Origin of the sequence: Microbacterium sp. NPDC060117 (assembly GCF_042729315.1) — a bacterium.
In the GTDB taxonomy this organism is placed as follows: domain Bacteria; phylum Actinomycetota; class Actinomycetes; order Actinomycetales; family Microbacteriaceae; genus Microbacterium.
Genome location: NZ_JBHWXR010000001.1, coordinates 479,164 through 492,656 on the forward strand (window position 1 = coordinate 479,164; position 13,493 = coordinate 492,656).

A 13,493-nucleotide genomic window follows, 5' to 3' on the forward strand; every position below is an offset into this window, starting at 1 on the left:
TCTCTCACTGGCGAAGCGTGAGGGTGATGGAGAGCCCATCGGTGCCGCCGATGCAGACGGACGGGTGAGCGATGCGCCTGCGTACGGCGGTGAGCAGAGGATCGCCGAACCCCAGATTTCGGTCGTAGTACGGGTACGCGCCACTTGCCACTAGCACCGCTGGACGATGCCCCGCAAGGAACCGATGCGCGATCGGCCCGAGATCCAGCTCGACAACCACGCCGTTCGAGCTGCTCAGTTGAGGATCGGTCACTCGGCAGATGGCGTCGCACACGTTGGCGGCAACGCCATCTGCCGTGACATCGAGAAGACGCACGAAAAAGTCCGTGCTCGGCGCGTCGGAGCGCACCGTCGAGCGCACCCTGACTCGTCCGACGGCGTCGAGATCCTCGGCGAGGGGATCGGCGGTGAACACCACGGTGTCCGACCGGTCGAGGAGGGTCCGGTTGTCCTGCGGGCCCCCGACCTCCAGACCACCGAACGCCGTCAGGCCGACAGCGGGAGTCGGATCGTCAGGATCGTAGGCCCACCCGATGAACGTTGAGCCCTCAACTGGCTCGACGCTCAGCAGACGGTTCGGAGTGGCGTGGAACACCTGTTGAGGCGGGTTCGCCGGCCACCGATCAAACTCCACCCAGCCTCTCGCACCGGTGTCGTACAAGGAAGCCTCCGCAGGGGCAGTCCCCATACCCTTCGCGTGCAGATCGAACCAGGTCAGCGTTTCGTCGAGGTAGCGAGTCATCTCGATCGGGTTGTGGGTCCACGGCCCGAACACGAGTCGTCGTGGCGCGCCCATCCGCCCGAGGCGTTCAAAATCCTGGAAGAGCGGGATCCGCTGATAGTCGTACCAGCCGTCGAAGAGCAGCACGGGGATGCCTGCGTCCTCAGCGGTCGAGGAGTAGTCGAGCGGCGCCCAATGCGACGAATCGGCGCCATGCATCAGCCGTTCTCGAAAGAATGGCAACGGTCCGCCTGCCGCTGCTTCACCCGCATCGCCCAAAGGCAGGACGTCGAACGCGTCTGCTGGTGGATGTGGTTCAGAGCTATTCGCTTCATTCTGCAGGGACCACGACAGTGCCAGGTCGAGCGTGAGCGCACCGCCCGGGTACCAAGCCGAGACCCGGTCCGTGCTGTATTCAGCGATGCTCATCGCCCGCAGTGCAGGCGGGCGGGTAGATGCGGTCGCCCAAGCGGTAAAGCCAAGGTAACTGAACCCCGCCAGCAGCAGGGTGCCATCGCACCACGATTGCGAGGTTGCCCAGTCCGCGGTGGAGCGGCCGTCTCCCGCCTCAGAGAAGTACGACGTGGCCGATCGCGTGTCCTGGACCAGGACCGCGTAGCCGCGAGACGAGAGGTAGGCAGCAGCACCGTCCAGCTCCGAGCGCCCGTACGGCGTTCGGATCACGATCACTGGTCGAGGATTCACCTCCTGGGGGCGAGTCAACGTTCCATGGAGCACTGCCCCGTCTGCCGCTGTGACAGCCACATACTCACGCCCGACCCGGTCGGGGCCAAGGGCGCCAATATCGACCCGGATGAGCTCCAGCTCAGCGTCGGTGAGTTCCTGAAGCAATCGCAGACCTTTCGTGTCGAGTGATCCGCCGCGTCCCGCGGAGACCCATGCTCCACCTTGCCCGCAAGCACTGATCAACGGAAATGCCTCATCCTTGTAGATTGATACGCTGGCGGAATGAATATCCCGATCGAACATCTTCGGGTGGTCGTGACGGTCGCACGGTGTGCATCCTTCAGCGACGCGGCCAGAGACCTTCGCATTACTCAGCCAGCCGTGTCACGCACGATTCAGACCGTCGAAGCAACAGTCGGTACAGCCCTGTTCCACCGCACTACTCGCCGCGTAGAACTCACCGCGGACGGGGCGGAGTTCGTAGCAGTCGCCGTGGAGATCCTTGAGGGGTACGCGGCTGGCTTGAAACGATTCACGGCATTTCAGAGCGCCGATCAAGGATCGCTTCGCGTCGCCGCCCTCCCCGTGTTGGCAGGAGGCTGGTTGACGCCGGTCCTCGCCGGATTCCTCACGGCGCACCCTGCCGTGCAGCTTCATCTCTCCACGGGTTCGGCGACCCGAATCCTCGACAGTGTTCGGGCTGGTGACGCAGACGTCGCCGTCACCGAGTGGCCGACCGACATCACGGGGCTCTCAGCAACGCCGCTCGCGAAAGATCCGCTTCGCGCGGCGATCCGCTCGGACCACCCATTGGCCGGACGCGACCGAGTGACGTGGCACGACATTGCCGAGCATCCGTTCATTCAGCTGGCAGAAGGCACGAGCGTCCGGCGCCTGACGGATGACGGATTCCGCCGCGCCGGCGCGACCCCGCGCACCTCGATTACCGCCGATGCAACGATCGCCGTGATCGCGATGGTGTCTGCGGGCCTTGGCGTCACTGCCTTCCCGGAATCGAGCAAGCCCCTCCTGCACCCGTCCCAACATGTCAACTTCGTACCGCTAGACGGCCCCGAAATCTCTCGCCAATTGGCCGTGGTCACCGCGCAGTCACCAAAACCATCAGCCGTTGCGCGGAGCTTCGTTGCTGAGATTACGCACGCAAGCGCCTCGAACCGCCCCTGAAAAGGTCAGAACCGCTTGCCGCGAGCTCCCTCACCACCCCGGCGAATTGATGGCGCAGGAACCGTCCGGTCACGCACCCTCAGATTCGGCCCCGTCACCGGAGAGGATCTGGTGCGACACCCGTCGCCGATTGAGGCGGGGAGCCGCCCGCCTCACCCTGACAGCGACTCGTGGTCCGCCAACATCCGTCGATGCGCGCTCACAAGATGCTGCCGCAGCCGCTCGGAGGCCAACGTCGCGTCTCCAGCCTCGAACGCATCAGCGATCGCCCGTTGCGTAGACCTTGTCCACGAGGGGATCCTCGTCGATCGTTCACGAGAACTCATCGAGCACGTTCCTCCAGCGAAAGCGACGTGCCTCCCGGATCGGCTCCCCGGGCTTCGCTCATGTTGTGACAGGTTCCAGCCCGGATCGACGGAACGCCTCGAAGACCCTGGGCGAGAACAGGTACGCCCGGAAAGCGTCGAACTGCGCTGCGTTCCCACCGACACTCAGCCCCACTGCAAGTTCCAGATACTGCTGAGCCCCGTCGGGCAGGGGCCCGACCGTCTCGATACCGGTCACAGACGCGAGCTCGCTTAGCTGCTGGATCGCGATATCCGCGCGTCCGTCGAGAAGCGCTTCCGCCACGAAACCCCTCTCCGGGATGACGGCGCGCGCGTTGACCTCATCGGCGATGCCGAGTTTCTTGAGCAGACCCGCAAAGTAGATCCCGCTAGCTCCTTTGCGAGAGTAGGCAACCGCCCGGGCGCGGGTGAGCGCGTTGGTCAGCCCCCGGGTATCGCCAATGTTCGGATGTGATGCCCCGGCGGGAACGGCCACTCCGATGCCAGAGCGGACGAGCGCCGCCACCGATTGGGAGACCAGCAGATCGTCTTTTCCGAGCGCCTCGAGCGTGCTTCGAATGCCGATGACGGCGTCGGCACCCTCACCTGAGCGCAGCTTCGATTCGAGTACGGCGGTCGGCTCAAACGTCGCAATAACCTCGACGTTGTGTTCCGTCTCGAAGACAGGGATCACTTCTTCAAGCGCCCGCTGAACAGCGAGCGCGCTGAACAGATGCATCGTGCGTCGTGGCGCTGTCATGGCCTGCTTCCCCTCTGGCTTGTTGTCTCCGCTGAGCGCAAGGCACCGCGCGATCCGAACGGCACTACTTCGTATTGATGCGCGCCCAGCAGCAGGAAGACCTTCGCCGTTTCTTCGATCTCGTCGATCACGTCCAGCGCGGTCCCGACGTCCTCCGCTGCAGCGATCGGACCGTGGTTGCGGAGCAGCATTGCCCGATGAACTCCCGCGAGTCGCTCCGCCTCGTGCGCGAGGCCGACATCGCCAGGAGCGAAGAACGGTACCAACGGCAACTCCCCCACTCGCATCAGAAAGTACGCGGTGAGCGGCGGTATTGCGGAGATGGAACCCGACTCCGCAATGCAGGACACCGCAGCAGCGTGTGTCGAATGCGTGTGCACCACCGCGTTCGACTCCGGGCGTGCGCGAAGAATTGCAGCGTGCAGCGCTGCTTCCTTGGAGGGGCGCGGTCCGTCGACGTGCCTGCCGTCCAGATCGATCACGGACAGAGCATCAACGGTGACCTCCCCCAACCGCGTGCCCGTGGGTGTGACCAAGATCATGTCCGCCCACCGAACGGACACGTTGCCTGTGCTGCCGTGGCTCAGGCCCCGGTCCTGAATTCTGTGCGCGCAGGAGACCAGTTCCTTGCGGATCCGAAGCTCGCCGGGCTTCATACCGGTCCCCCCGTTTCATCGTTCGCCCCTTGGGCAGCGGCGATCATGAACCCGGCGTCACCGAAGTTGCCCGACTTCAAGAGCAGCGCGAGTTGCGGAGCGCCATCAACGTGGATCCACGGCACTCCCGTGGCGGCCTCCGGCCCAACGAGACCACCTCGCACGTCAAGCGCTTGAACAACTGCGCCAGACGTCTCCCCTCCGGCGACGATAAGCCGAGTGACCCCCCGTTGCCGGAGCCCGCGGGCGACGAGGCCCATCGCGTCTTCGAACAGAGTCGCCGAGGCGTCAACGCCTATGGAAGCTTGCACCCGCCGCAGCGCTTCCGGTTCCAGCGAGGAGTATATGAGCGGAGTGGATCCTTCCGGCTTCTGCTCGAACCAGTCGAGTGCGTCATCTGCCAGTCGACGAGCGTCACGTCCGTCCATCGCGTCCAGTCGATATCCCGGGTGCCCCTCGGTGAGATATGCCTCGATCTGTTCGAGCGTGCGGCGCGAGCAGCTGCCTGCGAGGATCGCTGTGGTGCCCGAACCGACCGGACTGAGGCCTCCTCGGGCAGGGCCCTCTACGGACGTCGATCGGGCAGCAGCGCGTACCTGCGCTAAGGCTCCACCGAGCCCCGCGGCTCCGGCCACGAGAGGCATGCCACCGATGGACTCCGCGACCGTCACGAGATGGGCCTGCTGCAGCCCGTCGGCGATCAGATAGCGAGCACCCGCCCCTTCCGCCTCCGCAACTGCGCAGCGGACGGCCTCGCCCCCTGCCTCCAGGCGCTCGTAGGGCAGCAGGCTGACGGCACGCGAGGTCTGGGCAGCGAGAAGCCGACATAGGGATGAGTCCGTCATCGGCGTCAGAGGGTGCCGGCTCATGGAAGATTCACCCAGCGGCGTGTCACCGATGAAGAGATGCCCTTGATAGACAGTCCGACCATGCTCTGGCGAGCTAGGGGTCGTGACGACCAGCCGCGCGTGAAACGCATCAGACAAGGTGTCCAAGACCGGACCGATGTTTCCCGCGGGAGTGGAATCGAAGGTCGAACAATACTTGAAGTACAGCTGGTCCGCGCCGCGCGTCTGCAGCCACTCACCCGCGGCGAGTGCTTCGCGCTGTGCGAGCTCAGCGGGCACGGTACGGGTCTTTAGACCGATCACGATCGCGTCGCACGCGATCGTGTGGCCGGCGTCAGGCTCCGGGACCCCGAAGTACAGAAGCGTCCGCAGGCCCGCACGTCGGAAAGCGACCGCGACATCTGTCGCGCCCGTGAAGTCGTCGGCGATCGCGCCGAGAAGCTGTTCGGTCATTGTTCCTCGATCAGCTGCCGGAGACGCGTGGCTGCCGTCTGCGGTCCTGAGATGACGGGGATTCCGAGCACACGTGAGAGGTCATCACGTGCCGGCGCCAAGGAGTACTGCGCGAGGAGCACGGCGTCGACCCCGGATTCCGCCTCGTGCACTGCTTCGATGAGCGCCTCACCGACGGCCTGCACATCGCCCTCCCGGGCCCTTTGCCCTGCCGCGGCGCTCACGGCACCAATGAGCAGTTGATCTGGCCCCAGCACCGCGGAGAGCCTCGACATGGAGTCGTCGAGCGCGCTTTTCAGCGACGACAGCACCAAGACACGTGCATACTGTCCGTCTTTGATGATGCGGAACGCCGCGCTATCGGGTGCGAGAACCGGAACTGGTGCGGACACGCGCTGCGCGATCGGACCATATTGCGAGCAGGTGAGGAGGACTCCCGAAGCGCCACCGTCCACCGCATGGTGGATCAGGCGCGTCATGCGTTGCATCAACGGCGGGGTCACGCCTCCTGCTTCCTCCGCATCAGACAACAGCCGGTCGTCCAGCAGATTCCAGACTTCCGCTGAGGGGTAGGCCACCCGCAGGCCGTCCACTGCCGGTGCGATAGCCGCCGAGGTTGCGCTGATCAGCGCAATGAGGGGTGGTTCCGATCGATTCGCGGTGGTCATGGCGTCAGCTCCTTCATCCAGGCGAGCCCAGGCGTCGTTCCGAGCGACGGCGCGTACTCGCACCCGATCCATCCGTCATAGGTCGAATCGGCGATGGCTTGGAACACGAATCGCCAGTTCAGCTCGCCTGTGCCGGGCTCATGGCGGGTCGGCGCATCGGCGATCTGAAGGTGAGCGACGAGTGGAAGCAGTTCTCGGAAGCGCCGCGTGACGTCTCCCTCCGAAATCTGAACATGGTAGAGATCCAGGAGCAGCCCCGCGCCGGTGGCGGCAGCGATGGCAGCTGCCTGCGCATGTGACTCAAGGACGAATCCCGGCGAGTCTCGGCGATTCTGCATCTCAATGACGATGCCCACCCCGCTTCCTTCAGCCTGGTCAACGGCCCATGCGACGCTTGCGATGTATTGCGCGATGGCTTGATCCCGTGATAGGTCCGATGGAACCGACCCTCCGACGACGTGAAGGAAGGTGCTCCCCAGAGCTGCGGCGTACTCGAGGCCTTGTGAGAAGCTCTCTCTGAACTCCCGCACGTGCTCCGGCAGACAGGCGAACCCGCGCTGGCCCACGCTGCCCGGCGCACCCATCGGCGTATTGATGAGGATGAGCTCCAGCCCCGCGTCTCGCAGCCGCCGGGAGACACCGGACGGCGTCAGCGAGTACGGCGCGGGGCACTCCACTGCTGCGAACCCCGCGGAGGAGGCGGCGTCGAAGCGCCGCTCAAACGGCAGCTCGGTGAACAGCCATTTCAGGTTCGCGTCGAAGCGCAAGGGCTTCGCATCCCGATCCAGCTCGCTCATGCGCTCTGCGGAAACAGCGCCGCTGAGGCGCTTGCTTCGTCAAGAAGGTTGACCTGCCCGGCGGGCCGGACGCCGTCGAAGAAGCCGATGATCTGCTCGGCCGCGGAGGACGCGGAACGGGATCGTGACTCAGTGGTGGCGCCGGCGATATGCGCGGTGATGGAGAGACCGTCGATGCCGCTCAGCTCGCTGCCTGCAGGGAGAGGCTCCTCTTCGAGGACATCGAGCGCCGCCCCTGAGAGCTGTCCCGAGCGCAACGCCGCGGCAAGCGCGACCTCATCGACGATTCCTCCTCGAGCTGTGTTGATGAGATACGCCGTCGACTTCATCAGCGAGAGCGCATACTCATCGATCAGGCCGCGGCTCTCCGCGGTCAACATGACATGCAGTGTGACGAAGTCCGATTCCCGCAGCAGCCGCTCCAGCGGCAGATACCGAACCCCGGTCCGCGTCGCGAACTCATGATCCTCGAATGGATCGGCAGCGACGACGACCATTCCCAAGGCGAGCGCCAGTTCCGCGACCGTCTTGCCGATCGAGCCGAGCCCCACGATTCCCAGCACTGATCCGGCAACTTCTCTGCCGCTGCGCCGCTCCCATCGCCCGGCGCGCACCTCGGCCACATTCTGCGCGATACGTCGTGCACCGTTGAATACCTGGCCGACGACAAGCTCGGCTACGGATCGGCGGTTGGCTCCAGGTGTCGTGCAGACGACAACTCCCTGCGCGGTCGCTGCGTCAACATCAACGCTGTCGTAGCCCACACCGGTACGGACGATGATTCGCAGCCGCGGCGCCAAGGCAAGCGCGTCGGCCGTCACGGGCTCGGTACCTGCGATGAGCGCATTGATCTGACCAACGTCGTCCGCGGCTTCCAACGCCGGCGCATACGACACGCTGAAGCCTGCCCGCTCCAACTCATGCTCAGTTTCGCATCCTGGCACCAGCCATGGCGTCGTGATAAGCGCCCTTCGTGTAGTCATCCTTTTCCTGTCTCTCGGCAGCTCAGCTGCTGTGTGTCGCTGCGGAGCGCGCAGCGCGCGATGTGATCATGCGAAGCGCACCGAATGATCGAGGCCCGGGCCTTCGGCCGCTTCGAAGAAGGTGAACTGCGCGTGTTGCGGCGCTATCCGATGGACTTGGCCCTCGTCCGCGACGAGAAGCACGTCATGTCCCGGCGCCAAGGCCGCGCCCGCTTGGTTCATCACCGAGCGCAACTTCTGCACGGTGCGCCGGCTCTCTGCCTCGTCGAGAGTCGAGTCGACGTCCCCTGTCGCGAGTTCATGGAGGTTCTTTACCGCGTCCCCCGCCAGGAGCAGAGGTGTCGCGGCGTCCTCGACGAGAAAAGCAAGATGTCCTGGGGTATGTCCAGGAGCCTTGAGCGCACGGATGCCCGGAAGGACCAGATCGTCGCCCTCGATCGTGCGGACCCTTCCTGTCCCGTCTGCCCAGCGGCGATGCAGCTCCTGCACGTGCACGTCGGAAAGAAAGTGCGCACCGACAGGCTGACGACTCGCCCATTCAAGTTCCGTGCTTCCCAGCCAGACTGTTGCCTGATCGAAGCTGGTGAAGTTCGAGACGTGGTCCCAGTGCGCATGAGTCAGCAGAACGTCCGTGATGTCTGCCGACATCAGCCCTCGTGCAGCCAGGGCATCGCGAAGAACGGACGCGTATGCGGGGCCGCCCGCATCGACGAGCACCTTGCGCTCGCCATCGTCGATCAGCCACACCGCACTCCATCCGAAGGCGCCGTGGCTGTCGGACTTCGCGGGGAAACCGGCCACCAGCGCGTCATAGGTATACAAGGGCCGCACCCTTCATCGAACCCGAGGGACCCAGGAGCCGCCCTCGTAGTTCGCACCTGCGTACTGCCCGCCCTGGTGGTAGTACTCGACGTCGGCGGTGCTGACCAGGCCCGCGTGATCCTCTGCGGAGTCTTGAGGCATGTACCCGAGTGCGGCCTCTCCCGCAGAGTTGTTCCAGTAGCCGGATGCGTTGGCTGACGCACCGTAAAGAGTGAGGTACCCGATTTCCGTGGCGAGAACAGCGCGTTCGAACAGCTGCGCGGCGTCTCGATGGCTGAGCCAGATTCTCAGCTGTCGCCGGTCTTCCGGCGCAGGCCGGCAGCTGCCGATCCTGAGGTTGATGATCTCAAGCCCCCACTTGTCGTGGTAAAGACGGCCCAGAGCCTCACCGAAGACCTTGCTGACTCCGTAATAGCTGTCCGGGCGCACCGGTTGGTCCGCGTCGATCCGCTCTGTCACCGGATAGAAGCCTGTGACGTGATTGGAACTGGCGAAAACCACTCGCCGAACCCCACCGAGTCGCGCGGCCTCCAGCACGTTGTAGGTGCCCTCGATGTTCGATGACAGGATCTCCGCGAAGGACGACTCATCAGCGATGCCACCGAGATGAATGATCACATCGACGTCATCGACGGCCCTCTGCAGCGCTGACAGATCCCTCAGATCCCCTGTCACCACAGTCTCACCGGGGAAAAGACGCGTCGGCGCCGTGCGGACGAACAGCACGACCTCGTCGAATTTCGCGCTGAGCGCTTCCCTGATCACAACAGCCATCCGGCCATTCGCGCCGGTGTACAAGATCTTCATCGAGACTCCTGTCGTTCTGAGTTGATTCGTTGTCTAGCAACCAAAGTCCGGTGGAGGGTGGTCGGCACTCGACAGGGCGCTTCTGCCTAGGACTTGACTATGTGGAATCGCGAGCCCAACCTCGCGAATGAAGGTCACCGCCGCCGACAGGATCACTCCGGTCAGGATGTGCACATTCCGGGTTCGCCGCGGTGCGGCTCAACATCGATACGGATTCGCGCAATCTCCTCTAAATACGTCATCCGACCGGCTCGCGCTGGCGCGAGATGAGCGTGAGCACCTGCGCGCGGAGAGAGGCGAACTGCGGAAGCGACTTCGTCGTGATCTGATCGCGCTCAGCGCCGAACGGTACGGCGATCGTCTGCGTGACTCGGCTTGGCGAGCCTGAGAGGACTACGACCTCGTCACCGAGGTAGACCGCCTCGTCAATGTCGTGCGTAACGAGAACGATCGTGACTCCGAACTCCTGCCGGATTCGCAGCACGAGATCTTCCAGGTCGGCGCGTGTCTGAGCATCGACTGACGCGAAAGGCTCGTCCATCAGCACGATGGAGGTCTCGCAAACGAGTGCGCGAGCGATGGCGACTCTTTGCTGCATTCCGCCTGAAAGCTGCCAGGGGTATTGATTGTGGGTTGCAGGAGCGAGCCCTACTGCCTCCAACATCGCGTCGGCACGCTTGCGGCGCTCCGGCTTCGCAACCCCTCGTGATCGCAGGGGCAACTCGACGTTGCTCCGCACCGACATCCACGGCATGAGCGAGCGGCTGTAGTCCTGGAAGACGACCGCGAGCTCTGCTGGTGGTGCGACCACGGGACGGCCTCCCAGAGAGATCTCACCCGATGTCGGTTCGGTCAGTCCCGCGAGGCATCGCAGCAAAGTCGTCTTGCCCGCGCCGGACGGACCGACCAGGCACACGAACTTGCCTGCCTCTACGCTCAGGTCAACCCGGTCAAGAACTAGTCGGCGACCGTCCTTGCCGACGACATACTCTTTGCGCAGGGCGCGCACGCTCATGAGCGGAGCAGATACTTCAGCGCGCTCGATGGGGCTGGTCGTCTCCACGATCATCCTTTCTTTCCTGAATTCATCTGTCGGTGCCAAGCGAGCAGAATCCGCTCACAGGCGCTGAACGCGAGATTGAGTGAGAAGCCCAGCATCCCGAGCAACACGATGGTTGACCACATGCCTGCCATGTCATAGGAGCGCTGCTGTGCCATCAGCGTGTAGCCCACGCCCTCGGTCGCTCCCTGCAGCTCGCTGGCAATGATCATTACGAGCGCGACCGTCACCGCGATGTTGATTCCCACCATGATCTGCGGGGACGCACCGGGAAGAATGATGCGGAACAGACGGTCCCCAGCCTTGAGGCGATAGCTCGTCATGACGTCGCGGGTCGTCGTGTCCAAGGACCGCACCCCATCGATCGTGTTCAGCAGAATGGGCCAGACCGTCGCGGCGGTGATCATCGCGATCTGAGTCAATGGCCCGATTCCGAGGATCAGGAGAACGATCGGGACCAGCGCAATCGCGGGTGTTGCGCGGATGAACTCCAATACCGGGCTGACGACGTCGAAGCCCCAGCGCCACACACCGAGGACTATTCCGCCGCCAACGCCGACCGCGATCCCTCCTGCGAGCCCGACGGCGAGGTGGGACATGCTGGCGCCCAGCTGAGCGAGCCCCGCTGGCGCCAGCCAGAACGTCGCCAGCGACTTCAGGATCTCCGAGAGCGGCGGAAAGTAGAGCGAGGTGCTCGTTCGGCTGACCAGCCACCAGACCGCGACGATCGCTACCGGAGCGATCGTCGAGATGGCTGTGAAGCCCCATCTCCTGCGGTTCATGAGTTGCCTCCTTTCCGATGTGCGGGGTGCCACGAGAGGATCTGCCGCTCAAGACGTCTGGTGCCAAGATTCGCGATGGTCCCGACGCACGCGATCACGACGACGAACGCATACATCTCAGGGATCTTCAGGTTCTGCTGCGCCAGCGCGACCTCATTCCCGAGCCCGGGCACTCCCGCGATCACCTCAGCGCTGACAGCAAGCAGCAGACCGACGGTCAACGAGATCCGGAGCCCGGTCGCGACAAAGGGTGCCGCCGTCGGCAGAATGATCCGAGTGAATCGGTCGCTCCGGCGAATGCGATAGCTCCGGGAGACGTCCCGCAGCGCCGCGTCGATCTGATGGAATCCGTACATGCTCTGCAGCAGGATCGGCCAGAGCGCACCGATGAAGACCAGGAGGATCGCCATCCGCGCCGTGACGCCGAGCAGCAGCAGCGCAAGCGGCATGATTGCGATCGCTGGGACCGTGCGCATGAACTCGATCGGCACCCGGAAGGCCGCATAGACGACTTCGTTCCCGCCGAGAGCCAACCCCAGGGGAATTCCGATGAGCGCCGCGAGCGCGACTCCGGTGAGCCAGTTGATCAATGTGAGACCGAGCCCGGTCCAGATCTGGCCATTGACGACGATGTTGCCGAGGGCAGCAATGACCGACGACGGGGCAGCAACCGCCAGCGGACTGAGGATCCTGACGGTGACCGCGAACTGCAGCGCCGCAAGAATCAGCAGGATGACAAGTATCCGGGCTGCGAGCAGGCCGCTCGCAGCCCGGAAGAAACGTACTCTCATCAGCCCGAGTACACCGCGGTGGACAGGTCGAGTTCCTTGTTTAGCGCACCGTACTTGATCATGCCCTGCTCGATCTCCTTGATCTTGGAGACATCGACGGCGTTCGGAACGTAGATCGGAAGCACCATCGACTTCGCCTCCTGATCGGACAGGTTTCCGAGCTTCGCCAGCGCGGCACGCGTCTGATCAGTGTTCGACGTGACCTTCTTGCTGGCCGTTCCGAGGTCTTTGATGAACGCATCGATGACGTCCTTGTGCCCCGCCACGTACTCTTTCGTGGCGATGTAGACATTGACGGGGGCACTTGCCGCGTTCGCCACGGCCGGCGCGAACAGCGATTTGAGGCCACTCTGCTTCGCCCTGGTCACAGCCGGCTCCTGAGTCACGGCCGCAGCGACGGTACCGTTCTGCACAGCGGGGATCAGATTCGCGGGCGGCAGCTCGACGAACTTCACCGACTTGGAGTCCCCGCCCATCTGGTCGATCCCCGCCTGCGCACCGATCTGCGCGCCACCGCCGAGCTTGGTCACGGCAATCGTCTGACCGCTCAGCGCCTTGACATCGGCCGGGCCCCCGTCCGCCTTGACGAGCAGCCCCGTAAGGTCGTCATCGGCGTTGGTGCCGCTGGTCATCGACGTTGCGACGATCTGAATCGGCACCCCCTTCGAGATGGCGATCAGTGCGCTCGCCGGATCCGTCGTTGCCAACTGAGCCTGGCCATTGAGGAGCAGTGCGGTCACGCCTCCGGGCGCAGAGACCTTCTGGATGATCTTGATCCTGTCGGAGGAGAAGGTTTCCTTCCCGAGGGGAAGCACCGCCATCTCGTTGCCGACGCCGACGGTGATCTCGACCGGACCTGATGCGGGGGTTGACGTCGTGGTGGTGTTGCTGCCTGCCGTGGAGCAGCCGCTCAACGCGACTGCTGCGATGGCCGCTGCCGCAAGTGCGGCGATCGATCGCCTGTTCATCGTGACTCTCCTTTGTGTCACACCGTGACGGGTGCTGGTTCGGGTCTGCGCGACCGGCCACGTAGGCCTCGTCGCGTTTGGCTAGAGCGTATATTCATAAAGAGACTTGGTCAACTGCTGACCCGTAGAATATCCTTGGCGAGTAGGTTGAACGGAAGATGCCGCAGCCTCTTATCGAC

The 13,493-nt window shown here is 64.1% G+C and carries 14 protein-coding genes; 1 reads left to right on the forward strand and 13 read right to left on the reverse strand.

What is annotated here, in order from left to right; all coding sequences use genetic code 11:
• Positions 1-4: 4 nt before the first annotated feature.
• Complete coding sequence (locus ACFWCK_RS02120) at positions 5-1,711, reverse strand: CocE/NonD family hydrolase (protein ID WP_378804308.1); 1,707 nt, start codon at positions 1,709-1,711, stop codon at positions 5-7.
• On the opposite strand from ACFWCK_RS02120, the gene ACFWCK_RS02125 reads away from it, so the two are divergent.
• Complete coding sequence (locus ACFWCK_RS02125; protein ID WP_378804309.1) at positions 1,691-2,593, forward strand: LysR family transcriptional regulator; 903 nt, start codon at positions 1,691-1,693, stop codon at positions 2,591-2,593. The genes ACFWCK_RS02120 and ACFWCK_RS02125 overlap by 21 nt on opposite strands.
• A 384-nt stretch (positions 2,594-2,977) precedes the next feature.
• On the opposite strand, the gene ACFWCK_RS02130 is transcribed toward ACFWCK_RS02125, so the two are convergent.
• From ACFWCK_RS02130 to ACFWCK_RS02185, 12 genes are all read right to left on the reverse strand, one after another.
• Complete coding sequence (locus ACFWCK_RS02130) at positions 2,978-3,658, reverse strand: substrate-binding domain-containing protein (protein ID WP_378804310.1); 681 nt, start codon at positions 3,656-3,658, stop codon at positions 2,978-2,980.
• Between the two features lie 17 nt (positions 3,659-3,675).
• The gene (locus ACFWCK_RS02135; protein ID WP_378804311.1) at positions 3,676-4,335 is read right to left on the reverse strand and encodes a class II aldolase/adducin family protein; all 660 of its coding nucleotides are present in this window, start codon (positions 4,333-4,335) and stop codon (positions 3,676-3,678) included.
• The gene (gene otnK, locus ACFWCK_RS02140) at positions 4,332-5,636 is read right to left on the reverse strand and encodes a 3-oxo-tetronate kinase (protein ID WP_378804312.1); all 1,305 of its coding nucleotides are present in this window, start codon (positions 5,634-5,636) and stop codon (positions 4,332-4,334) included. The genes ACFWCK_RS02135 and otnK overlap by 4 nt, the downstream gene beginning before the upstream one ends.
• Positions 5,633-6,304 carry a hypothetical protein gene (locus tag ACFWCK_RS02145; protein WP_378804313.1) on the reverse strand — a complete coding sequence of 224 codons (672 nt, stop codon included), beginning with the start codon at positions 6,302-6,304 and terminating at the stop codon, positions 5,633-5,635. Before ACFWCK_RS02145 ends, otnK begins: the two co-directional genes overlap by 4 nt.
• Positions 6,301-7,101, reverse strand: a complete 801-nt coding sequence (locus ACFWCK_RS02150) for a hydroxypyruvate isomerase family protein (protein ID WP_378804314.1) — start codon at positions 7,099-7,101, stop codon at positions 6,301-6,303. The genes ACFWCK_RS02145 and ACFWCK_RS02150 overlap by 4 nt, the downstream gene beginning before the upstream one ends.
• A complete protein-coding gene (locus ACFWCK_RS02155; protein ID WP_378804315.1) occupies positions 7,098-7,997 on the reverse strand; it encodes a phosphoglycerate dehydrogenase in 900 nt (299 codons plus the stop codon). Before ACFWCK_RS02155 ends, ACFWCK_RS02150 begins: the two co-directional genes overlap by 4 nt.
• A 153-nt stretch (positions 7,998-8,150) precedes the next feature.
• A complete protein-coding gene (locus tag ACFWCK_RS02160; protein ID WP_378804316.1) occupies positions 8,151-8,906 on the reverse strand; it encodes an MBL fold metallo-hydrolase in 756 nt (251 codons plus the stop codon).
• 12 nt (positions 8,907-8,918) lie between these two features.
• The gene (locus ACFWCK_RS02165) at positions 8,919-9,713 is read right to left on the reverse strand and encodes an NAD-dependent epimerase/dehydratase family protein (protein ID WP_378804317.1); all 795 of its coding nucleotides are present in this window, start codon (positions 9,711-9,713) and stop codon (positions 8,919-8,921) included.
• A gap of 238 nt (positions 9,714-9,951) precedes the next feature.
• A complete protein-coding gene (locus ACFWCK_RS02170) occupies positions 9,952-10,782 on the reverse strand; it encodes an ABC transporter ATP-binding protein (RefSeq protein ID WP_378804318.1) in 831 nt (276 codons plus the stop codon).
• Positions 10,779-11,555, reverse strand: a complete 777-nt coding sequence (locus ACFWCK_RS02175; protein WP_378804319.1) for an ABC transporter permease — start codon at positions 11,553-11,555, stop codon at positions 10,779-10,781. Before ACFWCK_RS02175 ends, ACFWCK_RS02170 begins: the two co-directional genes overlap by 4 nt.
• Positions 11,552-12,346, reverse strand: coding sequence for an ABC transporter permease (locus tag ACFWCK_RS02180; protein ID WP_378804320.1), 795 nt, complete (start codon positions 12,344-12,346; stop codon positions 11,552-11,554). Before ACFWCK_RS02180 ends, ACFWCK_RS02175 begins: the two co-directional genes overlap by 4 nt.
• Positions 12,346-13,314 carry an ABC transporter substrate-binding protein gene (locus tag ACFWCK_RS02185; protein WP_378804321.1) on the reverse strand — a complete coding sequence of 323 codons (969 nt, stop codon included), beginning with the start codon at positions 13,312-13,314 and terminating at the stop codon, positions 12,346-12,348. The genes ACFWCK_RS02180 and ACFWCK_RS02185 overlap by 1 nt, the downstream gene beginning before the upstream one ends.
• Positions 13,315-13,493 lie beyond the last annotated feature (179 nt).

Coding starts and splice junctions, on each gene's coding strand:
- ACFWCK_RS02125 (WP_378804309.1), top strand. CDS start 1,691: ATGAATATCCCGATCGAACATCTTCGGGTGGTCGTGACGGTCGCACGG.
- ACFWCK_RS02120 (WP_378804308.1), bottom strand. CDS start 1,711: ATGTTCGATCGGGATATTCATTCCGCCAGCGTATCAATCTACAAGGAT.
- ACFWCK_RS02130 (WP_378804310.1), bottom strand. CDS start 3,658: ATGCATCTGTTCAGCGCGCTCGCTGTTCAGCGGGCGCTTGAAGAAGTG.
- ACFWCK_RS02135 (WP_378804311.1), bottom strand. CDS start 4,335: ATGAAGCCCGGCGAGCTTCGGATCCGCAAGGAACTGGTCTCCTGCGCG.
- otnK (WP_378804312.1), bottom strand. CDS start 5,636: ATGACCGAACAGCTTCTCGGCGCGATCGCCGACGACTTCACGGGCGCG.
- ACFWCK_RS02145 (WP_378804313.1), bottom strand. CDS start 6,304: ATGACCACCGCGAATCGATCGGAACCACCCCTCATTGCGCTGATCAGC.
- ACFWCK_RS02150 (WP_378804314.1), bottom strand. CDS start 7,101: ATGAGCGAGCTGGATCGGGATGCGAAGCCCTTGCGCTTCGACGCGAAC.
- ACFWCK_RS02165 (WP_378804317.1), bottom strand. CDS start 9,713: ATGAAGATCTTGTACACCGGCGCGAATGGCCGGATGGCTGTTGTGATC.
- ACFWCK_RS02170 (WP_378804318.1), bottom strand. CDS start 10,782: ATGATCGTGGAGACGACCAGCCCCATCGAGCGCGCTGAAGTATCTGCT.
- ACFWCK_RS02175 (WP_378804319.1), bottom strand. CDS start 11,555: ATGAACCGCAGGAGATGGGGCTTCACAGCCATCTCGACGATCGCTCCG.
- ACFWCK_RS02180 (WP_378804320.1), bottom strand. CDS start 12,346: ATGAGAGTACGTTTCTTCCGGGCTGCGAGCGGCCTGCTCGCAGCCCGG.
- ACFWCK_RS02185 (WP_378804321.1), bottom strand. CDS start 13,314: ATGAACAGGCGATCGATCGCCGCACTTGCGGCAGCGGCCATCGCAGCA.